The 19,830-nt window shown below is 69.6% G+C and carries 18 protein-coding genes; 5 read left to right on the forward strand and 13 right to left on the reverse strand.

The genetic code is table 11. From position 1 onward, the window contains the following. The 11 genes from AC07PU_RS07270 to AC07PU_RS07320 form a co-directional block, all read right to left on the reverse strand. Window positions 1-342 carry a 2Fe-2S iron-sulfur cluster binding domain-containing protein gene (locus AC07PU_RS07270; RefSeq protein WP_495316432.1) on the reverse strand — a complete coding sequence of 114 codons (342 nt, stop codon included), beginning with the start codon at window positions 340-342 and terminating at the stop codon, window positions 1-3. Window positions 343-639: 297 nt separating this feature from the next. Continuing rightward, window positions 640-1,698: an NADH:ubiquinone reductase (Na(+)-transporting) subunit F gene (locus AC07PU_RS07275; protein ID WP_495316434.1), complete on the reverse strand. Its 1,059-nt coding sequence runs from the start codon at window positions 1,696-1,698 to the stop codon at window positions 640-642. A gap of 28 nt (window positions 1,699-1,726) precedes the next feature. Continuing rightward, window positions 1,727-2,089, reverse strand: a complete 363-nt coding sequence (locus AC07PU_RS07280; protein WP_296777653.1) for a phenol hydroxylase subunit P4 — start codon at window positions 2,087-2,089, stop codon at window positions 1,727-1,729. 53 nt (window positions 2,090-2,142) lie between these two features. Further along, window positions 2,143-3,738, reverse strand: coding sequence for an aromatic/alkene/methane monooxygenase hydroxylase/oxygenase subunit alpha (locus AC07PU_RS07285; RefSeq protein ID WP_495316437.1), 1,596 nt, complete (start codon window positions 3,736-3,738; stop codon window positions 2,143-2,145). Window positions 3,739-3,796: 58 nt separating this feature from the next. Beyond that, entirely contained in the window at window positions 3,797-4,099 is a 303-nt protein-coding gene (locus AC07PU_RS07290) for an MmoB/DmpM family protein (protein ID WP_203205412.1), read from the reverse strand. A gap of 26 nt (window positions 4,100-4,125) precedes the next feature. After that, window positions 4,126-5,121 carry an aromatic/alkene monooxygenase hydroxylase subunit beta gene (locus AC07PU_RS07295; protein ID WP_495316439.1) on the reverse strand — a complete coding sequence of 332 codons (996 nt, stop codon included), beginning with the start codon at window positions 5,119-5,121 and terminating at the stop codon, window positions 4,126-4,128. Window positions 5,122-5,168: 47 nt separating this feature from the next. Continuing rightward, entirely contained in the window at window positions 5,169-5,447 is a 279-nt protein-coding gene (locus AC07PU_RS07300; protein WP_431512344.1) for a phenol hydroxylase subunit, read from the reverse strand. Window positions 5,448-5,648: 201 nt separating this feature from the next. Continuing rightward, a complete protein-coding gene (locus AC07PU_RS07305; RefSeq protein WP_495316442.1) occupies window positions 5,649-7,355 on the reverse strand; it encodes a sigma 54-interacting transcriptional regulator in 1,707 nt (568 codons plus the stop codon). A 91-nt stretch (window positions 7,356-7,446) separates the two neighbouring features. Next, entirely contained in the window at window positions 7,447-7,956 is a 510-nt protein-coding gene (locus tag AC07PU_RS07310; protein ID WP_495316445.1) for an RrF2 family transcriptional regulator, read from the reverse strand. Between the two features lie 73 nt (window positions 7,957-8,029). Continuing rightward, window positions 8,030-8,446 (reverse strand): cupin domain-containing protein, encoded by a 417-nt coding sequence (locus AC07PU_RS07315; RefSeq protein ID WP_495316447.1) that lies wholly within the window; start codon window positions 8,444-8,446, stop codon window positions 8,030-8,032. A gap of 54 nt (window positions 8,447-8,500) precedes the next feature. Further along, window positions 8,501-8,725, reverse strand: coding sequence for a hypothetical protein (locus AC07PU_RS07320; protein WP_495316449.1), 225 nt, complete (start codon window positions 8,723-8,725; stop codon window positions 8,501-8,503). 161 nt (window positions 8,726-8,886) lie between these two features. On the opposite strand from AC07PU_RS07320, the gene AC07PU_RS07325 reads away from it, so the two are divergent. Continuing rightward, complete coding sequence (locus tag AC07PU_RS07325; RefSeq protein WP_495316451.1) at window positions 8,887-10,098, forward strand: NAD(P)/FAD-dependent oxidoreductase; 1,212 nt, start codon at window positions 8,887-8,889, stop codon at window positions 10,096-10,098. Between the two features lie 22 nt (window positions 10,099-10,120). On the opposite strand, the gene AC07PU_RS07330 is transcribed toward AC07PU_RS07325, so the two are convergent. After that, complete coding sequence (locus tag AC07PU_RS07330; RefSeq protein WP_495316453.1) at window positions 10,121-10,534, reverse strand: hypothetical protein; 414 nt, start codon at window positions 10,532-10,534, stop codon at window positions 10,121-10,123. Further along, window positions 10,531-11,640, reverse strand: coding sequence for a hypothetical protein (locus AC07PU_RS07335; RefSeq protein ID WP_495316455.1), 1,110 nt, complete (start codon window positions 11,638-11,640; stop codon window positions 10,531-10,533). The genes AC07PU_RS07330 and AC07PU_RS07335 overlap by 4 nt, the downstream gene beginning before the upstream one ends. Window positions 11,641-11,797: 157 nt before the next feature. Here AC07PU_RS07335 and AC07PU_RS07340 point away from each other — a divergent pair, with 157 nt between their 5' ends. From AC07PU_RS07340 to AC07PU_RS07355, 4 genes are all read left to right on the forward strand, one after another. After that, a complete protein-coding gene (locus AC07PU_RS07340) occupies window positions 11,798-12,562 on the forward strand; it encodes a DUF1266 domain-containing protein (RefSeq protein ID WP_177239316.1) in 765 nt (254 codons plus the stop codon). A 119-nt stretch (window positions 12,563-12,681) separates the two neighbouring features. Then, the gene (locus AC07PU_RS07345) at window positions 12,682-15,879 is read left to right on the forward strand and encodes a hypothetical protein (protein ID WP_495316458.1); all 3,198 of its coding nucleotides are present in this window, start codon (window positions 12,682-12,684) and stop codon (window positions 15,877-15,879) included. Continuing rightward, the gene (locus AC07PU_RS07350) at window positions 15,876-17,591 is read left to right on the forward strand and encodes an SWIM zinc finger family protein (RefSeq protein ID WP_296777620.1); all 1,716 of its coding nucleotides are present in this window, start codon (window positions 15,876-15,878) and stop codon (window positions 17,589-17,591) included. The genes AC07PU_RS07345 and AC07PU_RS07350 overlap by 4 nt, the downstream gene beginning before the upstream one ends. Before the next feature lie 278 nt (window positions 17,592-17,869). Continuing rightward, the gene (locus AC07PU_RS07355; RefSeq protein ID WP_495316460.1) at window positions 17,870-19,810 is read left to right on the forward strand and encodes a reverse transcriptase family protein; all 1,941 of its coding nucleotides are present in this window, start codon (window positions 17,870-17,872) and stop codon (window positions 19,808-19,810) included. The last annotated feature ends 20 nt before the right edge of the window (window positions 19,811-19,830 follow it).

The following is a 19,830-nucleotide window of genomic DNA, read 5'->3' on the forward strand; positions in this document are numbered from 1 at the left end:
TCAGGTGGGGGAACTGGAATTTCTGGAAGCCGTTGCTGCATGCCGTTCGATGCAGCGGGCCAACTTGTCGACGGCGCGCAGTGCGAGGTCGCTTTGCGGATAGGCCCTGCAGGCGAGCACGTAGCCCTGGGCTTCTTCCGCGGCGCTGACGTGGCAGCGGCTCATGCGCTCGTGACGCACATGGCCCGATTCGATACGGACCTTGCAGACGCCGCAGCCGCCGCCTCGGCAGCCGACGGGGATGCCTTTGCGGCCCAGTTTTTCCATGCCGCCGAGCAGGGTCTGGTTGGGTTGGCAGTCGTATTGCTCGCTGGTGTTGGCGATGGCTATCGAGAAGGGCATGTTTTTTCTTGGTTGGTCGGGGACGCGTGCACAGGACAGTGGGTACTTCCCTCCGCGAATGTCCCCCGGCCTGCGGCCTCCTCCTTTATTTCGCTGCGGGAAGCACCCACTGCCCTGTGCACGGGGGACGCAGCGGTAGTGCAGCCGGTTTGACGGCCGCGTCCAGGCGCACGTCGATGGGGTACTCCCCGCAGCGAAATAAAGGAGGAGCCGAAGGCGGGGGACATTCGCGGAGGGGAGTACCCCGTCGGCGTGCGCCCGCCCCGACGCCTCCTCGATGAAACGAAGCCACGGCATCTAGAGCGCCTTGAACAAGGGACTGCGAGGCGCGGCAGAAGCCGCATCCGCCGCCGTAAAGAACTTCTCGGTATAGATATCGCGCTCGAACAGCCGCCCCTGCATCAGCGTCGCGATACAGGCCTCGGTCATCGGCGGCGGACCGCACAGATAGGCCTTGTGCCCCCGGAAGTCGTTCGCGAAATGCGCCTTCAGCGCTTCGTGCGCATAGCCCCGCGCACCGGCCCAGTCCGAGCCTTCGGGCAGCTCCGACAGCACCGGCAGATAGGTGAAGTTCGGATGCGCGTCCGCCAGCTGCTCGAACAGCTCGCGGTAGTACAGCTCCTCGGGATTGCGCGCCCCCTGGATCAGCGTGATCGGCAAGGTGCAGCCCTCGGCCAGCAGGTCGAGCACCATCGACTTCGGGCTCGACAGCCCCGAGCCGCCGGCCACGAAGATCATCGGCAGCCGCGCCGACTTGCGCACGAAGAAGCGGCCGTTGGGAGCCGTGAAGCGCAGCCGCTGGCCCGGCTGCAGCGCGTCGTGCAGCCAGCCCGTGGCGCGGCCGCCGGGCACGCGGCGGATGTGCAGCTCGATCAGGTCGTCGCCGGGCGCATTCGCGATCGAGAAGGCGCGCTCCCCTTCCACCCCCGGCACCTGCAGCATCACGTACTGCCCGGCCTGGAACGAGGCCGCGCGCTCCGTGCGCAGCCACAGGCCGCGGATCGTCGGCGTCAGCATGCGCGCCTCCACCACCTCGGCATCGAAGTCCTCGAGCGGCAGGAAGCGCGCGTCGGGGTCCTCGTCGATCTCGGCCTCGATCACCAGGTCGGCCTGCGCCATCGCGCAGCACGCCAGGATCTTTCCCTCGTCGCGCTCGAAATCCATCAGCGCGAAGTTCGAGGCATCGCCGTGATCGCACTCGCCCTCGAGCACCTGCACCTTGCAGGTGCCGCACACCCCGTGGCCGCAGGCGTGCGGCAGCCACACGCCCGCGCGCAGGCAGGCATCGAGCACCGTCTGGCCGTCGCGCGCCGCCACGCCCTGGCCCAGCGGCTCGATCATGATCTGGAAGCTCATGGCATCGCTCCTTGCTCGGTGGGCAGCCTCAGCTGCACGAACCCTCGATGCCGCGCAGGCCCGGCGTGCGGAAACGGATCGCCGACTTGTGGACCAGGCCGTTGTCGGCCAGCGACTTCGCGGCATCGGGCACGAAGGGCTTGCCCGAGTCGAACCACTCGGCCGTGGTCCAGTCGATCTTTTCGAAATCGGGATGGCTGCCGTAGACGCCGGGCAGCACCTCCGACAGCAGCGCGCCGAAGGGCATGGCCGCGGGCAGCGGCAGGCACACGGGCGAACAGAACAGCAGGTGGTCTTCCCAGCCGATGTAGAGCAGGCGGTTGCCGTGGAAGCGCTCCTCGGCATCGGCGACGGTGCCGGTGTAGCCCGGCGCGAGTGCAATGACGGACATGTGTTTTCTCCTTGATGAGTGACGGCTTCGGCAGCGCGGCTTCGCCCTGTCGGTCAAGCGACGATCGCCTCTTGCTCGGGCGGGGCGCGGCGCTCGCCCGAGGTGTCCTGTCCCGTCCACCGATCCCAGTTCGCCTGGTCCGGGGAGCCGTTGAACTCGCCGTTGTCCGCGCCCGCGTTGATGTGGTAGTAGTCAAGCACCGCCGCGAGCGGGTTGAAGCCCTCGACCGTCGGGTCGGTGCCCTCGGGGAAGCAGTTGCCCTGGTAGATCTGGTGCACCGGCAGCCAGGCCTGCACGTACTTCTCGGGCTCGCCGTCGAACACCTCCTTGCAACCGTCGGAGCAGAAGTGGTACTTCATGCCGTGGTAGCTGCTCTCGCGATAGCAGATCTTCGTGGGGTCGTCGGGCTCGGTGAAGGCCATCGGGATCTGGCAGGTCTGGCACAGCATCGGCAGCGTGTTGTTGAACCAGCGCTTGCCCTGCTGTTCCTGCGCGGCCAGCCATTCGAAGCGCGGGCGGTACAGCGCATCGAAGGTGTCGGGGTACTTGGCCGACAGCCACTCCATCTCGTCGGGGCGCGGTGCCCACACGTTGATGTTGGCCGCGTGGCCGTAGTTGTTGAAGATGGCCCAGGCCTCATGCGAGAGGCGGCCCTTCTCCTTGCTCGCCACCTCGTGGTACTTGGGCATGCGGATGCCGTAGCGCGAGAGGTCCTGGAACAGCGCGCCGCCGTTCTTCTCGAAGTACATCTCCCAGGCCTCGGACCAGCTCATCACCCGCTTGGGCAGCATGTAGTCCATCATCATCGACACCAGCGTCAGCAGCCGGTAGCCGCGCCAGAACCACTTGTCGACCCACTTCTGCACGATCGGCACGTTGCCCGGGTCCTGCTCGAGGATGAACTTCACCACCTCCAGGCCCAGCGTCATGTGGCGCGACTCGTCGCTCTGGGCCGAGAAGCCGAAGGTCACGGTGGCCATGTCGCCGTTGTAGGCGGCGCCGCTCATGAAGGGCATGAACAGCAGGTTGGTCAGCACGTACTCGAACGAGAACGAGATCGCGGTCACGAACTCGAAGGGCCCCGCGCTCATCGCGTCCTCGAAGTAGCTCTTGGGCACCGACAGGTACCACACGCGGTCGTGCATGTGCTGCGGATCGTGCAGGCCGTTGAAGTACTTGTTGAAGTGGCTGATGGTGTGGAACTGCGTCTGCGCATGGCGCAGCTCGTCGATCGACTGCATCTGGCAGGCCACGCGCGCGCCCACGCCGCGGAACGACCGCCCGGCCATCGCATAGCCGCGGTGCGCCGCGTACTCGAGCGGCGACACGCCCGTGAGGAACAGCTTCAGCGTGTTCAGGTAGCGCGGGTCGCTGATGTTGAACTGGCCGTTGTTCTGCTGGAACGCGTCGATGATCGCGTAGAGCTTCTTCTCCTTCTCGCCCTGGAACTTCCAGTAGGCGTCCATCGTGAGGCGGAACGGGTCCTCCCACTTGTCCCAGTCGTGGATCTTGATGCCCTCGAACTGGTCGAAGGGGAACACGTCGTCCATCGACTGGTAGCTGGTCTCCCAGCCGAGGCCGCGGGTCATCATGGCGTAGCGTTCCTTGAGGCCGAGGCGCTTGCCGGTGCTGCTGTTGGGGGTCGTCATGGCGTTGTCGTCCTGTGCGTTGTCGTTGTGGGTGCGGTGGTCGTCGGGGTGCGCGCGCTCAGGCGCCCCAGTGCAGCGAGAACTCGTCGTCGGTCTCCTCGATGCTTCCCGACAGCGAGATCAGGCTCAGGTGCAGCTCCTGCAGGTCCCAGCGGCGGCCGAGCAGCGACTCGACCGTGGCGCGGCGCAGCGTGAGCCGGCCGGGCGCGTCGATCTTGACCATGGCGGGGTACTCGCTGACGCTGGCCTCGGGGTTGTCGGCCACGATGGCCTCGACGATGGCGCGCGCGCTCTCGCTGATCTGCAGCGCGATGAAGACCGGCGTGCGGGACAGTGCTGCGGTGGCGGTGGCGGTGGTCATGGGGACGGTCTCCTTGCGGTGGTGATTCAGGCGGTGCGCACCGAGCGCGCGAAGCGGGCGTCGAGCGCCGTGGCGAGTTCCTGCAGCGCCGGCGCGCCCTGGGCGCCGAGCGCCAGCGCGGCCAGCGGCGCGAGCGCCTCGGCGATCTGCACGCGCCAGTCGGCGTACCAGGCCGCGAGCCTTGCTGCATTGGCCGGCGACTCGTCGGCCGCGGTCTTCAGCGTGGCATCGACCCAGCGCGCGTTCTCTTCGAACCACTCGTTCATGAACTCGGTGAGCATCGCCAGCGCATGGCCGGTGGCCGCGCCCTGCGCGTTCACGTAGTGGCGATAGACCAGCGGATACAGCAAGCCGTCGAACACCAGGTTCTGCGCCACGAACAGCTCGAACCAGTCCTTGGTGACGAACAGGTTCTCCATCGTGCGGCGCACGCCCTGCCAGGCCGGATGCGACATCCAGGCCTCTTTGCCCGCGTCGAGCGCCTGGCCCGAGTTGCCATCGAGCTGCAGGCCGATGCGCGAGAGGTACTGCGCGATGCCGAGCCGGTCCATGGCCGCGAAGACGAAGGGCTGCGTGATCGCCGTGCCGTAGCCGTAGCCGCAGCAGTAGCTGTGGTTCATGTTCGCGCCCCACTCGTAGTGGCGCAGCGGCACCAGCACCTGCTGCAGCGACTCGCGCACGCCGGCATCGGCCTGCGCCAGCAGCTGGCGCTTGTCGGCGAACTCGAACTGCCGGTCGGCGCCCTCCTGCTGGCGCGCGCGCGTCATCGTGTAGACGCCGTAATAGAAATGGCGCGGGTCCTTGAACGCATACCAGTCGGCCATGACGATCGCGGTGCGGCGCTTGTCGTAGAGCTCGTGCTGCGGATCCCACAGCGGCCGGTAGTGGAAGTTGGCCGTGGGCTGCATGTCCAGCGTGGCTTCCTGGTAGCGCGAGGCCGGCTTGTCGCCGAGCCGCCGCGCCACGTGCGAGAAGGTCTGGCGGATCGGCCGGATGTCCGAGGTCTTGATGTCGACTTGCACGGTGGTGTCTCCTTGGGTTGTCTTCGGGAAAACGGTGGGTGGGCGTGTCAGTGCTCGATGCCGGGCGCGCCGAAGCGCCACTTCATGCGCTCGAAGTCCAGGCGCGCGCCCTCCTCGGTCGTCAGGTGGCGCACCTCGTGGCGGGCGCAGAACTCGCGGAACTGGTCGAACAGCAGCACCAGCTCGACCGCGAGCTCGGGGTCGCCGATGGCGAACTCGAACTCGACGAAGCGGGCGTCGCGGGTACCGGTCACGCGCACGAAACAGGGCTGGCCGGTCATCCGGGCCGCGCTGTCGCTGGGGTGGCTCGCAGGCATCGAAGGCATCACTTGTTCAATCCATCACTTGGTGGACGACAACGGCGCCGCCCGTGCCTACAGGGGCAACGGGCGTGCCAGCGCGGCTAAGTGATTGATTTGCAAAGGCCCGCGATGCCGGCGGGCCGCGAGCACCGGGTAGTCCCGGATGCTCGTTTGATCATTTGCTGCGGTGCAGCTTGATCAAATGGTGAAAACGCCGCGAACGGCTCAGGAGGCCGGCAGGCCTTCCTTCTTGAGGCGGTAGGCCAGCTGCGGCCGCGTGATGCCCAGCAGGCGCGCGGCCTGCGACAGATTGCCCTTGGCGCGCTGCATCGCGGTCTGCATCAGGCGCCGCTCGAGCGAGGCGATGTCGATGTTCTGCTCGAGCACGCGCTGGCACAGCGCGTCGAGCTCGCTGCCCTCGCCCGCGGCTTCGACCGGCGCGCCGACCTGGCCCTTGGCGTCGAGCCCGCTGCCGTCGGGCGTGCCGGGCGGCGACATCCACAGGTGGCTGGCCTCGATGTCGCCGTGGTCGGGTGCCAGCAGCACGGCGCGCTCGATCACGTTCTCGAGCTCGCGGATGTTGCCGGGCCAGGCGTGCTTCTGCACGTCGCGCGCGGCCTTGTCGGTCAGGCCGCGCAGCTTCTTGCCGTAGAGCGCGCTGTACTTCTCCACGAAACGCGTGACCAGCGCCGGGATGTCGGCCGTGCGCTCGCGCAGCGGCGGAATCGAGATCGGGAAGGTGTTGAGCCGATAGAACAGGTCGGTGCGGAAGCGCCCGGCCTGCATCGCCTGCTGCAGGTTGACGTTGGTCGCGGCGACGATGCGCACGTCGACCTTGATCGGCTGCTCGGCGCCCAGGCGCTCGACCTCGCCGGTCTGCAGCACGCGCAGCAGCTTGACCTGCGCGGCCAGCGGCAGGTCGCCGACCTCGTCGAGGAACAGCGTGCCGCCGTGCGCGCGCTCGAAGCGGCCGGCGCGTGCATGGTGGGCGCCGGTGTAGGCGCCCTTCTCCACGCCGAACAGCTCGGCCTCCATCAGCTCGGCCGGGATCGCGGCGCAGTTCACCGCGATGAAGGGCTGGCGCGCGCGCGGGCCGTTGTCGTGCAGCCAGCGCGCGAACACCTCCTTGCCCACGCCGGTCTCGCCGAGCAGCAGCACCGTGATCGCGCTGTCGACCGCGCTGCGCATCAGCTCGAAGGCGGCGCGGAAGCCCGGCGACACGCCGACCAGCTTCTGGTCGTATTCGCGCCGCGGTTGCAGCCGGCGGATGTGCTGCAGCCCGAGGTTGAACTCGATCAGGTTCTCGGCCACATGGTGCTGGCGGAAGTAGTCGAGGTAGTGGTCGTCGTGCCAGTCCTCGGCCGGCTGGCCGACGATGCGGCAACGGCTGTCGCCCATGCTCGTGCACTCGACCTCCTTGAACACCACCATGCGCCCCATGAAGGCCGTGGTGTAGCCCGAGGCATAGCCGATCTGCGACCAGCACTGCGGGTCCTCGCCATAGCCGAAGTCGGCCACGTGGGCCTCGCACTCCCACGAGTTCTCCCAGAGGAACTCGCCGTAGAACTGCCTGGTCGCGATGTCGAACTCGAGCTGCGTCTTCTGCACCGAGACGATGCCCTCGATCGAATGCAGGCGCGGGCCGAGCATGAAGGCGTCTTCGGCCCGCATGCCGGCGCGGCGCTCGCGCACCGCCACCTCGCCGTCGCGCAGGCCCGACGCGAAGCCCATGCGCACCAGCAGGCCGCGCGCACGCTCGATGCCGAGCGAATCGAGCAGTTCCTTGCGCAGCTCGGCGAAGGCGCGCGCATGCAGGAGCAGCATGCGCTGCTCGTCCAGCCAGATATGGCCCGAGCCGGCGCTGAAGCGCAGGAGCGAGAGAAGTTCTCCCACGGGGTGTCTCCTAGATCTTGGGGGCGTGTCGGCCCGCATTGTGCGGCACGGTACGGCGCGCGGGGAGCGCGTTTTCGCGGGGGCCTGGCTTCGGTCGCCGGTTCTCTTCCGGGGACTCAGCGGGAAGGCGTCAAGCCTGTTCCTTGCGCGTCTCGATCCAATGCACGATCTTGCCCGCATGGCTGTGCGGTGCCTTGGCGCCGACACGCCGGGCCAGGTCGGCCAGCGTCTGGGAGGACAGCACCTGGCGCATCCGTTCCTCGGCCTCGAGCATCACCGCGTGGATCGAGCAGACACCGTCCATCGCCCAGCGCGGCGCCTCGCCGTCGAAGACCGCGCAGCGTCCGCGGATCTCGCGGCATTCGAACAGCGCCTTCGGACCGTCGATGGCTTCCACCACCTCGAGCACGCTGATCCGGTCGGCAGGCTTGGCCAGGCGGAAGCCGCCGTTCTTACCCTCGGTCGCCTCGGTCAGGCCGGCCTTGCGCAGCTTGGTGAAGAGCTTGGCCACGAACTCCACCGACAGGCCCTGGAGCTCGGCGAGGTCGCGCACGCTGGCTTCGGTGCCTCCGGTGGGAGGCCCCGACAGATAGAGAAGGCAATGCAGTCCGTATTCGACACCGGCACTGATGTGGCTCAAGCTGGCTCCCGTGGGAATGGAGGGGCGGATCGTAACTGAGCCACCCCTCGCGCTGCGCGGCGCGCGGCGGCACTCACTTCTTGTCGAGCGTGACCAGGTTCTTCTCCTTCGAATCGGCCACGAAGATCGCGAGCAGCTTCGCGGGCTCGGTGGCGCTCGCGTTGTCGCTCACCGCGTGGTGGGCACCGGGCTGCTCGGTCCAGCTCTCGCCCGCGCGGTAGACGACCTCCTGGCCGTTGTCGAGCTTGCTGCGGATCGCGCCTTCCAGCACGTAGCCCACCACGAAGGCCTGGCCGTGGCGATGCGCGGGCGTCTTCGCGCCGGGGGCGTAGCTGACGACCAGCGCCGTGAGCGTCTTGCCGGGCACGTTGGCGATCGCGTGGGCGAAGGCCGGAACGATGACTTCGCGCTGCGGCTCGGGCGGTGCCGCGACGGCGGAGCCCGCGGCGGTGAAGGCGAAAAGAGCGAGTGCGAGCGATGCGGTTTTCATGAGAGGTCTTCCTTGGGTTGACGTTGCGGATATGCACGAGCCGATGCCGTGCGTCTAACTCGGGTCGTTGGCGGCGACCCGCATGGATTCGCCGTCGACATGGACATCGACGACCAGCCGTTCGAACGTTCGCTGCTCCTCCGCGCTCAGCCCCCGGGCCAGCACCTTCAGCGCGTTGCGATAGCACGGCAGCATGAGCGCGGCGATCGCGCGCCACGTCTCGTCGCCCGCCGCGATCGCGGACTCGCATCGAAGGATGTTTCTGTACGCGCCCAGCATGGCGAGGGGTCGGTTCATGAAATCGGCGATTGAATTTTTTACTACGACCAGTATAGTCGTAGTTAAGCGATCCGCACCGGATCGTCTTGAAGACCCCGCGCGCACCGCACCCTTCGCGGTGCGCCGCGGGACATGAACCTCACAGAACCGAACCATCCAAAATGACCCAACGAATCCTGGTTGTAGGCGCCGGCTTTGCCGGCATGTGGAGCGCCTTGAGCGCCGCGCGCGCCCTCGACATGGCAGGCCATGCGAACGACGGCGTGGAGATCCTGCTGGTCGCGCCCGAGCCCACGCTGCATGTGCGCCCTCGCCTCTATGAAGTACCGCAGGAGGCGATGAAGGCGCCGCTGCAGTCCGTGTTCGATACCGTCGGCGTGCGCTTCCTCGCGGCACGCGCGGAGCAGATCCGCACCGATGCGCAGGAGGTCGACGTGGTCGACGCCGCGGGGGCGCGCCAGACGCTCTCCTACGACAGGCTGGTGCTCGCGGCCGGCAGCCAACTCTTCCGCCCGCCGGTGCCCGGCCTGCATGCGCACGCGCTGAGCGTCGACCAGTACGAGGACGCCGTGGCGCTCGACGCGCACCTGCGCATGCTCGCCAGGCAACCCTCCTCGCTCGCTCGCAACACCATCGTGGTGGTCGGCGGCGGCTTCACCGGCATCGAGACCGCGGCCGAGATGCCCGCGCGGCTGCGCGAGATCATGGGCGGCGACATCGAGCCGCGCGTGATCGTCGTCGAGCGCGCCGATGCGATCGGCCCCGACCTCGGATCGGGCCCGCGACCGGTGATCGAGAAGGCGCTGAAGTCGCAAGGCGTCAGCTGGCGGCTGGGCGTGGAGGTCGAGAGCATCGACGCCGAGGGAATCACCACCTCGGGCGGCGAACGCATCGAGGCAGCGACGGTGATCTGGACCGCCGGCATGCGCGCGACCGCGCTGACGCAGCAGATCCCCGCCGAGCGCGATGCCGCGGGCCGGATCCTCGTCGACCGCAACCTGCAGGTGCCGGGCGTTCCGAACGTCTTCGTCACGGGCGATGCCGCGCGTGCCGCCACCGACGACGAGGGCAACGTCGCGATGATGTCGTGCCAGCACGCGATGGCGCTCGGACGCTCGGCCGGCCACAACGTCGCGGCCGATCTGCTGGGACTGCCCAAGATCGCCTATTCGCAGCCCAAGTACGTGACCTGCCTGGACCTCGGTCCCTGGGGCGCCGTGTACACCGAAGGCTGGTCGCGCGAAGTGAAGATGGAAGGTGCCGAGGCCAAGGCGCTCAAGCACCAGATCAACACCGAGTGGATCTATCCGCCCACCGGCGACCGCGCCGAGATCCTGCGCTCGGCGGACCCGGGCCGCATCGTCGTGGCCTGAGCCGCGTCGCGGCTGCCGGGTGTCAGTACCCGGTCCGCTTCCAGGCGATGCCGTCGGTGGAGCGGTAGGTGCCGCCGGTGGCGCAGCAACCGCCAGCACCGACCGCCATGCGACCCAGCTTGGCCGTCATCACGCTGCCCTCGACCTGCAGCGACTGGCGCTGGCAGACGCTGAAGAAGGGATAGAACTCGGGCTTGAGCACCGAGGTCCATTCGACCTCGCCGCCCTCGAGGCTGCGCACGCTGTAGACCTCGCAATCGTTCACGACCAGGTGGATCGGCCGCCCGGCGAAGGTGCCGCGGAACATCAGCTCGGGCGGCGCATCGCGCGTGATCTGCGCCTCCTTGCTCAACGGTGGCGGCGGCTCCGGACGATCGCAGCCCGCGAGCGCGACGATCATGGCCAGGCCGCAGGCGATGCGGTGCAGGCCCCTCACGCGACGTCGCTCCCGTCGTCGCGCTCTTCTTCCGCGACCGCACCGCGGTCCTTGATGCGCGTGACCTGCGTGAGCAGTGCATCTTCGGCCGCCATGTCGGGCCGCTGCCCGCGATAGACCGGCTGCTCGAAGCTGCCGCCCGCATAGCGATAGAGATAGCGCACCTCGACCAGCGTGCCGGGCACGGGCAGCGCCTCGTTCGGCGGCACGGTCACGTTGCCGAGATCGACCAGCACGCCGGCCTCGTCGCGCAGGCCCACGGCCACCGAGCGTTGCGCATTGACGCGCAGCACCTCGCAGGTGGCGCTCTGCTGGAATTTGAACTTCAAGCTCGCGGCACTGCGCCCCGCGGTGAAGGGCGCGGCCAGCGCCTTGAGCACGAAGCCCTCGCCATGCGTGGCACGCAACTCGGCCGCGCGCCGGTGCTTGGCCGAAGCCTCGGTCTCGAGCGGCAGCACGGCCATCCATGGCAGCGCGGCCGCGAAGGCCTCGAGCCGGCGGAAGCGTTCGACGAAAGCCTGCGCGCGCAGATCCTCGCCGCCGGCCTCTAGCAGGTCGAAGGCCAGGAAGCCGTCGCCCACGTGTTCGCCCGCGATCACCGCGCGGCCGGCCGGCAGCGCGGCGGTCGCGACCCAGGCCTGCGGGATGTCGACGAACAGGCCACGGCGGTTGGTGCCGCGCACCGCGCCTTCCTCGATCAGCAGCATGCGGTTCTCGCCATCGGCCTTTTCCTGCAGGCCCCAGCAGGGGTCGTCGAGGTAGCGCGCGAGCTGCGTCTCGGCGATCAGGGTCGGCAACTGCGGCAGCTCGCCACTCCTGCGGCCCGCGAACTCGGACGCGGTGTAGAGCGCGCCCGAGGCATCGGTGGTGTAGCCCTTGCCGGTCTTCTCCTTCACCACCTTCTGGTAGATCTTGAGCGCGGCCTCGTAGCCGACCGGGCTGCTGGTCTTGGTGCCGGTGGCGAGCGTGCCGCCGCGCCGGCCATTGCCGTAGTCGACCACCCAGCCCTCGTCCTTCGGCCGCAGGTGGACCTGGTAGACCTTGTCGGAGCCCTGGCCCGTGAAGTAGAGGAAGCTGGATTGCGCGAGAGGTTCGGTGCTGGACATGGCGGCGGATGCGATGGAACGAACGGCGCCGTGGCGTTGCACGACGCTGCGATGCTACACAGCACGCGCCGCGCCGCCGAATGACTTTAGGCACTGGTGCCGCACGCCCGGCGCACCTAGCCTACGCCCGCACAGGCGAACACAAGGGGACGGCGCCATGGGATTTCTGGACAAGGTCCGCAAGCTTTTTTCATTCAGTTTCAATCGGCTCGAGGACGGCACGCCGCTGACGCCCGCGCAGCATCGCGGCCTCGCGCTCGGCGCGGTCTATGCGGCCGAGTCCTACCTGCCGATCAATGCGCTCACCGCGGAATCCGACCGCGCCACCGCCGTGGCGCTGCTGGCCTCGGCCTGGGGCGTCACCGGTGCCGGCAGCGCGCGCGAGGTCACCGAGTCGCTGCTCTCGCAAGGCCATCGCGCCCACTACGCGGTGGTGAACCCGCGCGTGGAACGCCTCTACCGTGGCAGCCGAAGCGACGCGGCGGCGGTCGCGCAAGCCAACCTCGCGGCGCTGCCCGGCGAGGCCGTGGCACGCGGCCTCGACCTCGAAAGCACGCGCGACTACTACGAAAGTTGGCACGAGGCCGCCGAGGAAGGCCTGTTCGACAAGCTGCCGCGGCCGCTGCCCGCGAGCATCATGGCCTGGGACATGGGCCGGCTGGTGCAGCTGCACCGGCTGATCCAGGACGCGCGGCTGCTGCGCGCCGAGGAGTCGTGGAACGCGATCGCGAGCGCGGCGCGCCTCGCGCAGCCCGCCTACCAGTCGTGGCGCGACTTCGGCGACAGCTTCGTGGTCGGGCGCGCGTTCTGGCTCGCCACCCACGACCTCGACCGCATCGCCGAGGACACCGACACCTTCCAGCGCGCCACGGCCCACCTGCTCTCGCACGAGCACAGCCCTTGGCGGCAGATGGCATGGTGAGCCGGCGCTCATTCGAGCGTCATCGAAGCATGCGGGAACAGGGCCTAAGATAGCTGGATGCCCCGATCGGCCACACCGCGCGATCGAGGGCATTCAACCGAAGGCAGGGAGGCCTCCGCGTGAAGCGCATTCGATCCGAGAAACTCACACGAACGAGACCGGGGACATCGACGGTCACGGAACACGTCACCATCGAACTGTTCGAGCTGCCCGCCGACGCCGGGCACGTGGTGCACCTGAGCAGCAGCCGCGACGGACTGCAGTGGCGCGAGACCGTGCTGACGCCCGCGCCGCTCGCGCTCGACAAGGCGATGGCGGTGTTCGGCGACGCGCTCGCCGCGCAACTCGCGCGTGGCCTCGCGCTCGAAGGCGCGCCGCTCGTGGCATCGGCACCGGCCGCACCCATCGCCGCCGCCGCATCCCTTTCCCCTGCCGACACCCTTCTTCTGAACCGCATCGCGCCCGATGCCTGGCGCCTGCTGCCGCCGCTGCGCCGCAGCCGCACCGTGTGGCGCCTCGGCGAACGCCGGCTCGCGCAGGCGGTGCCGCGCCTGGTCGAGCTGATCGAGACCGGCGACGCGATGCTCGACTACTGCATCGCCTGGGCCATCGGCCGCTGCGGCGACGCGGGCGCCTTCGAGGCGATGGTCGAGCTCTCGCGCCGCGCGTCCGACCCCAAGGTGACGCGCATCGCGCGCTGGGCCGCGCTCGCGCTGTGGCCCGCCGAACGGCGTGCCGCGGAGGCCGAGCGCATCGTCGACGACTGGCCCGGCTCGCTGCGCCGCGCCTGGACCGAGGCACAGGTCGTGCCGGTGGCCGAGGCCGCCGCGCTGCTGCGCGAACGGCTCGCCGATCCCGCGCACTGGCAAAGCCTCGCGCACACCGACTGGACACAGCAGCTGTTCGAACTCGCACTGCTCGAAGGCCTCGACGAGGAGCAGCCCGCCGGCCTGGCGCGCCGTGCGCTGCATGACGTGGCGCAGCAGCTGTCGCTGGCCGCGGGCAGCTTCCGCGCCTGGCGCCGGCTCTACAAGGGTGCCGAGTTCGCGGGCGACTACCGCCTGCTGGGCCTGCTGAACCAGCGCCTCGAAACGCAGCGCGCGGGCTTTCGCGGCACCAGCCAATGGGCCATGCTCAACGGCCGCTACGTCGACATCGCGAAGGAGATCGTGCGCCCCGACAGCCGGCTCGCGCTGAGCCAGCGCACGCACGACTACCTGCGCCGCCGCACCTGGCGCACCCTGCGCCGGCTCGCGCTGCGCGGCGCGGCCGACGAGCGCGACTGGCTGCGGCTCGCGATGGGCGTGCTGCTCGCTGCCGACGATGCGAATGCGTCCGTCGCGGCGCGCCATGAGGATGCGGGCTGGAACCGCGAGACGCGCGTCTGGCACAGCGGTCCCTACAGCCGCTGGCTGGTCGTGATGCAGCTGCTGCACCGCCACGACCCCGAATGGACCGCGCTGGCCGGCGGCCTCTACTGGCGCCGCGAGACACCGCCGGCCGAGCACCGCGCGCAACGCGGCGAGGCCTGGCCCGAACGCTGGGACCGCCATCCCGAGGCGCTGCTGCAGCTGATGCAGCAGTCGCGCTGCGCCGGCGTGCATGCCTTCGCGGCGCGCGCGCTGCAGGACAACCGCAGCTTCTGCCAGGCGCTCGATGGCTCCGTGCTGCGCGAGCTGCTCGCGAGCGCCTGGAACGACACGGCGCGCTTCGCGTTGACGCTGGTGCGCGAGCGCATCGAGGCCGGCGAGCCGGCCGGCCCGTGGCTCGTGCCGCTGATCGATTCGCCACTCGATGAAGCACGTCGCCATGCGCTCGACCTGATCGCCGAGGACCCGGCGCGTTACAGCCGCGACGTCGAGCTGCTGCTGCGCCTGCTGGTCTCGGCCGATGCCGAGGTGCGCCGCGCCTCGCGCCTGCTGCTGCAGGCCGCGGCCGGCCAGCCCGAGGCCGCCGACGTTTTCGACGCACTGTGCACCGCGCTGCTCGGCTGGCTCGCGCGCTGCGATGCGCAGGCGCCCGAGCTCGCCGCCATCTGCGAGGACCTGCAATGGGCGCTGCAGAACCCGCTGCGCGAAGCCGGCGCGAAGGCGCCGCTGGCCGAGCTGCTGGCCCTGTTCGACCATGCGAGCCCCGACGTGGTGGCGCTTGCGGCCGAGTGGCTGTTGCTGCATCCGGCGTCCGTGCAAGGCCTGCCGATCGAGGTGCTGACGCGGCTGCTGCAGTCGGACGACGAGCGGCTGCGCGGCGCCGGCGTGCGCCTGTTCACCGCGCTGCCCGACGACATGCTGCTCGCGCAGCCGGCGCTGTTCGCCGTGTTCTGCGCCAGCCCGATGCCGCGCGTACGCAGCGCGGTCGCGCCCAAGCTCGCGCAGTTGCTGCCTGGCCATCCGGACTTCGGCGCGGCGCTGATGCCGATGCTGCGCGACGAGTTGTTCCGCACCGAAGCGGCCGAAGGCGTGTTCGATTCGCTGCTGCAGTGGCTGTGCGGGCCGCTGGCCGAGCACACTCGCGCGGGCGACAGCGCCACCACCGTGCGGCTGCTCGAGGCGCGCAGCAAGGGCGCGCAACGGCTGGGCGCCTGGCTGCTGCCGCAGCAGCCGGCCGAGGCCTTCGACGTGCTGCAGACCGCGAGCCTGGGGCTGGTCGATGCCGCCGCCGCGCGGCAATGGGCCTGCGAGCAGCTCGCCGCGCAACCCGAGCGCACGCTCGCGCAGCTCGACGACGCGCTGCGCATCTTCGACAGCCGCTGGGACGACGCGCTTGCCTGGGCGCGCCAGTGGTTCGCGGCGCAAGGCCAGTCGCCGCAATGGACACCCGCGCTGCTGGTGCGCCTGTGCGACCACAAGGATCCCGGCGCGCAGCGCCTGGGCCGCGAGCTGCTCACCGCGCACTTCGAACTCACCGACGTCACCACCTACATGCTGCAGCTGAGCCAGCATCCCTCGAGCGGCATGCAGCTGTTCGTGACCAACTGGCTGGCGGCCGCCGCGGGCGGCAAGCCCGAGGTGCTGGCGCGGCTCGAGCCCTACTTCCTCACCGTGCTGTCGCAGGCCAACCGCGGCCGGCTCGCCAAGGCGCGCGTGAGCGAATTCCTCGCGGCGCAGGCCGAGCAGTCCGAAGAGGCGGCGCGCATCGTCGCGCGCGTGTTCGCGCGCCAGGCCGTGAGCGGCGCCATCACCGAGCGCGCCCGCTACGTGGCCGGCCTGCGCAGCATCCAGCAACGCTATCCGGCGCTCGAGAACCCGCTGCAGGCTGCGCCCGTGCGCGCCGTCGCGCCGCGCCGGGCCGCCGTCGCCGGGGGTCCCGCCGCATGAAGTTCCAGTACCGCTATTTCGGCCACTCGGGCGCGCAGCAGACGCCCACCAGCACAGCGCTGCAGTTCGCGCCCGACACCCTGCGCGCGCCCGTGCACTTCATCGGCGAGGTCAACCGCCACCTGCCGTTTCGCGAAGGCATGTCGGCGCTGCACGACGTGGTGGTGGGCGACCTGCGCTTCCAGCCGCGCGACAAGAGCGCCTACCTCGAATGGCTCGCGAGCCAGGAAGGCGAGCTGCTCGCGCAGTACATGGCGCGCAGCGACGAGCTCAAGGCCCGCATGGCGCCGCTGCGCGAGGAGCTCGACGTGCTGCGCCAGCGCAAGTCGGCCATGCTGCAGCCCTTCTACAAGGCGCAGAAGCGCTACTTCGACCACCTCTACAAGGTCAACCGCGAAGCCTGGTTCGTGCTCGATCCGGTGATCACGGTGCATCCCGACCGCGTGTTCTTCGAGTGCTTCAGCCAGGACGAGTCGAGCTACGGCATGTTCTCCTGCGGCCACGAAGTCTTCGACCGTGTGAGCGACCATGCCTTCGGCACCACCAACGTCGACTACTCCGAGTCGCTCTACGACGAGTTCCAGAAGATCCGCGACTACAAGGCCACGCGGCTGGCGATCGATCCCGGCGGCTTCCAGGTACAGAGCGGCAACGACCCGGCCTTCCACGAACCCAAGATCGAAGTGCCCGACAGCTGGGTGCGCGGCTTCCTGCAGGTCAGCAGCGCGATGCTGCTGCCCGCGCACCGGCTGCAGTTGCACCCGATGGACGTGCACAACATCTGCCTGGTGCTGCGCCGCCGCAAGGAGCGCGCGGGCCCGCGCTCGCTGCGCTTCATCCTGCGGCCCGGGCAGCCGGTGCGCATCCTGTTCGAGCCCTGGGGCCATGAACTGGTGTGCCCGCGTTCCTCGCACGACGCACCCGCCGACATCGACATCCGCGTCTGGGGCCGGCGCCGGCTGCTGCAGCTCGAACGGCTGGTGCCGGTGGCGCAGGGCTTCACGGTGCACCTGCTGGGCACCGGCATGCCGAGCTTCTGGGTCGCGCGGCTGCCCGACATGGAGTTCACGCTGGGCCTGTCGGGCTGGACCGCCAACGACTGGTCGCGCAACGGCCACTTCGAGCTGCTGCAGCCGCGCCACGACGTCGACCAGGACAGCCTGCTGCGCGTGTTCGCGGCGCTGGGCGAACGCTGGCGCGCCACCACCGCCGAACTGGCCGCGGCCACCGGGCTTTCGCCTCTCACGGTCGAGTCGGCGCTCGGCGGCTATGTGCAGGCCGGGCGCGTGGTGTACGACATCGCGCACGGCGTGTGGCGGCTGCGCGAGCTCAGCCGCGAGCCGCTGCCGATGGAACGGCTGCGCCATGCCAGCCCCGAGGAAGCGGCCGCGGCCGAACTGGTGCAGGCCGGACGCCTGAAGGACACGAAGGTCGAGGCCCGTGCCGATGGCGGGCTGCTGCTCAGCGGCCTGTGCGGCACCCAATCCTCGCGCCAGTACCAGGTGCGGCTGCAGCTCGATGCCGACCAGCGCGTGGCCACCGGCGAATGCCAGTGCGACCACTTCATCCGCCTGCGCATGACGAAGGGGCCGTGCGAACACATGCTCGCGCTGCGCCTGGCCACCGCTTCGGCCGCGCTGGCCCTTGGCACCACCGCGGGCGCACCGACGCCCGCGACCGACTCGGAAGAAAGGACTGCAAGCATCGGCTGATACACTGGTTTTGCGAACGGGGCGGGAAGGCTCTTGCAATCCGGATGGCGCATCGCCATCCTCGATCTCAGCACTTCCCAGGCTTCACTGGACATCTCTTCACTGTGCCGTACGCGCATGGTGGCGCGATGACGGTGCGGCTTCTTCGAAGCTCATCGCGCCACCATGCGCGTACGGCGTCGAGTGGAGCTGTCCAGTCTTCAGGCTCTTCGACGAGATTCCCGTCCCGTTCGCATCTTTTTCTTCCAGTGCATCGGTCCATGCGGCGCACACCGCCCATGACCCCACCCTCTCCCTCCTCCGTACCCGATTCGGCGCTCACGCGCGAGGAGCTCTACGCGCGCATCCGCGGGAGTTCCAAGCAGGAGGTCGTGCTCGAGGAGATGCAGCGCCTGGGCTTCTGGCCGCGCGACACGGCGCAGCCCACGGTCGAAGCCCAGTTGATCCGCCGCGAGGGCGAGCTGCAGACCGCGCTGCGCGATCTCGGCGACGAGCTGCGCGGCATCGAGGACCGCGAGACCGCGCTCAAATCGATGCGCAAGGAACGCATGGCGCGGGCGCGCGAACGCCGTGAAGAAACCCGCCAGCGCCTCGCGCAGCAGCGCCATGCGCGCGCGCTCGACTGGCATGGCCGGCGCCAGCGCGAACTGCTGTACCTGGGCGAAGGCGTCTCGGGCGGCCTCAACGAGGCGCGCAGCGACGAGCAGGCGCTCGCGCGCCATGCGCTGCCGGCGCTGCACGACGCCACCGACCTCGCGCGCGCCATGGGCCTGGAACTCGGGGAACTGCGCTTCCTGGCCTGGCACCGCGAGGTCGCGCGCGTGAGCCACTACCAGCGCTTCACCGTGCCCAAGAAGACCGGCGGCGAGCGCCAGATCTCGGCGCCGATGCCGCGGCTCAAGCGCGCGCAGTACTGGGTGCTCGACAACGTGCTGGCCAAGGTGCCGGTGCACGAAGCGGTGCACGGCTTCCTGCCGGGCCGCTCGATCCTCAGCAATGCCGCGCCGCACGTGGGGCAGGCGGTGGTGGTGAACCTCGACCTCAAGGACTTCTTTCCCTCGATCGGCCTGCGCCGCGTGCGCGGCGTGTTCCGCCAGCTCGGCTACTCGCCGCAGGTCGCGACCCTGTTCGCGCTGCTCGCGACCGAAGCGCCGACCGACGAGGTCGAGCTCGACGGCGAGCGCTACTTCGTCGCGCGCGGCGAGCGCGTGCTGCCGCAGGGCGCGCCCACCAGCCCGATGCTCACCAACGTGCTGTGCCGCCGGCTCGACGCGCGGCTGGCCGCCTGCGCCGCCAAGCTGGGCTTTCGCTACACGCGCTATGCCGACGACCTGAGCTTCTCGGCCGATGCCGAGCATGGCCGCGATGTCGGCAAGCTCTTGTGGCGCGCCAAGCAGATCGTGGCCAGCGAAGGCCTCGTGGTGCATCCCGAGAAACAGCAGGTGATGCGCCGCCACCAGCAGCAGCACGTGACCGGCATCGTGGTCAACGACAAGCTCTCGACCGACCGGGACACCCTGCGGCGCTTTCGCGCCGTGCTGCACCAGGCCGAGCGTCACGGTCCGCAGGGTCTGCACTGGAACGGCCAGCACGACCTGATCGCCGCGCTGCGCGGCTATGCGAACTTCATCGCGATGGCCGACCCCGCGCGCGCCGAGCCCTACCTGCGGCGCGTGAAGGCGCTGGCCGCGAAGCATGCGGCGGCGCCCGCGACGGTCGCGACGCCGGCCCGCGCGCCGCTGCCCGCGGGCCACTTCCGCCAGCAGTCGGCCGCCGGGCTCGCGCCGCTGTCCACGTGGTGGCAGCCCGCGCGCGCGCCCGAGCCGGTGCTCGAGAAGACACCCGAGCAGATCGCGGCCGAGAAGAAGGCGAAGCGCGAGGCCGAGCGCGAACGCCAGCGCGCGCTCGACGACACGCAGCGGCGCGAACAGGCACCGCCACGCAACGACACGCGCCCGGCCGAGCCCGCGGCGGCAGCGCAACCCGCGAAGCCGCGCAGCGCGCTGTCGCTGCTGGGCCTGTGGGTCAGCATCGCGATACAGGGCACCTACGTGCTGGGCTTCCTGCTGTCGCTGCGCGATGCCTGGCTGATCGGCCTCGTGACGGGCGCGATCTGGGTCGCCAACATCTACCAGCGCAAGGCCGGCTGGATGCGCTTCTTCATCGCGCTGATCGCCGGCTCGGGACTCTCGGCGGTGCTGCGCAAGATGTGGTCCTGAAAAGGCCGGCCCCCAAAGAA

This window comes from Variovorax sp. GW821-FHT10D07, from assembly GCF_059415325.1.

What these genes read in the sequence shown, in the direction of transcription:
- AC07PU_RS07270 (WP_495316432.1), bottom strand. Translation starts at nt 342, where the DNA reads ATGCCCTTCTCGATAGCCATCGCCAACACCAGCGAGCAATACGACTGC.
- AC07PU_RS07275 (WP_495316434.1), bottom strand. Translation starts at nt 1,698, where the DNA reads ATGAGCTTCCAGATCATGATCGAGCCGCTGGGCCAGGGCGTGGCGGCG.
- AC07PU_RS07280 (WP_296777653.1), bottom strand. Translation starts at nt 2,089, where the DNA reads ATGTCCGTCATTGCACTCGCGCCGGGCTACACCGGCACCGTCGCCGAT.
- AC07PU_RS07285 (WP_495316437.1), bottom strand. Translation starts at nt 3,738, where the DNA reads ATGACGACCCCCAACAGCAGCACCGGCAAGCGCCTCGGCCTCAAGGAA.
- AC07PU_RS07290 (WP_203205412.1), bottom strand. Translation starts at nt 4,099, where the DNA reads ATGACCACCGCCACCGCCACCGCAGCACTGTCCCGCACGCCGGTCTTC.
- AC07PU_RS07300 (WP_431512344.1), bottom strand. Translation starts at nt 5,447, where the DNA reads ATGCCTTCGATGCCTGCGAGCCACCCCAGCGACAGCGCGGCCCGGATG.
- AC07PU_RS07305 (WP_495316442.1), bottom strand. Translation starts at nt 7,355, where the DNA reads ATGCGGGCCGACACGCCCCCAAGATCTAGGAGACACCCCGTGGGAGAA.
- AC07PU_RS07315 (WP_495316447.1), bottom strand. Translation starts at nt 8,446, where the DNA reads ATGAAAACCGCATCGCTCGCACTCGCTCTTTTCGCCTTCACCGCCGCG.
- AC07PU_RS07320 (WP_495316449.1), bottom strand. Translation starts at nt 8,725, where the DNA reads ATGCTGGGCGCGTACAGAAACATCCTTCGATGCGAGTCCGCGATCGCG.
- AC07PU_RS07325 (WP_495316451.1), top strand. Translation starts at nt 8,887, where the DNA reads ATGACCCAACGAATCCTGGTTGTAGGCGCCGGCTTTGCCGGCATGTGG.
- AC07PU_RS07335 (WP_495316455.1), bottom strand. Translation starts at nt 11,640, where the DNA reads ATGTCCAGCACCGAACCTCTCGCGCAATCCAGCTTCCTCTACTTCACG.
- AC07PU_RS07340 (WP_177239316.1), top strand. Translation starts at nt 11,798, where the DNA reads ATGGGATTTCTGGACAAGGTCCGCAAGCTTTTTTCATTCAGTTTCAAT.
- AC07PU_RS07350 (WP_296777620.1), top strand. Translation starts at nt 15,876, where the DNA reads ATGAAGTTCCAGTACCGCTATTTCGGCCACTCGGGCGCGCAGCAGACG.
- AC07PU_RS07355 (WP_495316460.1), top strand. Translation starts at nt 17,870, where the DNA reads ATGACCCCACCCTCTCCCTCCTCCGTACCCGATTCGGCGCTCACGCGC.